1 protein-coding gene is annotated in these 912 nt (G+C 70.0%); it reads left to right on the top strand.

Going from position 1 to position 912, the window contains the following annotated elements; genetic code table 11:
- A partial coding sequence (locus HUK84_RS20275; RefSeq protein ID WP_176641805.1) for an efflux RND transporter permease subunit occupies positions 1 to 912 on the top strand: 912 nt, incomplete at both ends.

Below are 912 nucleotides of genomic sequence, written 5' to 3'. Positions count from 1 at the left end.
GCCGGCGGGGGCGTCGGCGCTGCGCCGGGGGCTGCGCCGGCTGTCGGACGGGATCGAATGGACGTTCGAGGCGGTGCTGCGTGCCTATGTCCGTTCGCTGGACCATGCGCTGCGCCGGCGCCGGCTGGTACTGGCGACCCTGCCGCTGAGCCTGGTGGTGACGGTGGCGGTGATCACGGTCATGCCCAAGGACATCATCCCCAAGCAGGACGTGGCGATGATCGTGGGCTATTTCCGGGGGGACGAGACGGCGTCGTTCCAGAAGATGGACGCCAAGATCCGCGCCGTGAGCGCCGCGATGCTGGCCGACCGCGACGCGGAATCGGTGGCGGCCTTTACCGGCGACACGCGGGTGGAGGGCCAGGCCTTCGCGCAGATGACCGGCAAGCGCGACCGCGACGACGGGCCGGACGAGATGATCGCGCGCGTGCACAAGCGGCTGGAGGCGACGGGGCTGACGGGCGTGCGGCTGTCGCTGTTTTCGGCCGGGGACGTCAATGGCGGGGGCGGCCGCCAGCAGCAGGGAGCCTATCGCTTTGTCCTGCGCAGCGACAATGCCGAGGATATCTATAGCTGGACCCCGCGCATCACCCAGGCGCTGCAGGGCAGCAAGGTGATGACCGACATTTCCACCAACCTGACGGACCGGGCCACGGCGGTGCATGTGGACATCGCGCGCGACACCGCCGCGCGCTATCTGGTCACGCCGCAACTGATCAGTGGCGCGCTGTTCGACGCGTATGGCCAGCGCAGCGCGTCCAACATCTCGACCCCGCTTGCGACCTATCACGTGGTGATGGAGGTGGCGCCGCGCTATCGCGACTCGCCGGACGTGCTGGGGGCGTTCCGGGTCTCGACGTCGGGCGGGACGGCGGGCGGCGGCACGGCGTCGAACACCGTGCGGGTCACGCT

Origin of the sequence: Nguyenibacter vanlangensis, from assembly GCF_013376155.1 — a bacterium.
GTDB lineage: Bacteria > Pseudomonadota > Alphaproteobacteria > Acetobacterales > Acetobacteraceae > Gluconacetobacter > Gluconacetobacter vanlangensis.
The sequence above is the reverse complement of the archived record's forward strand: the minus strand, read 5'-3'. Positions and strand labels throughout refer to the sequence as shown.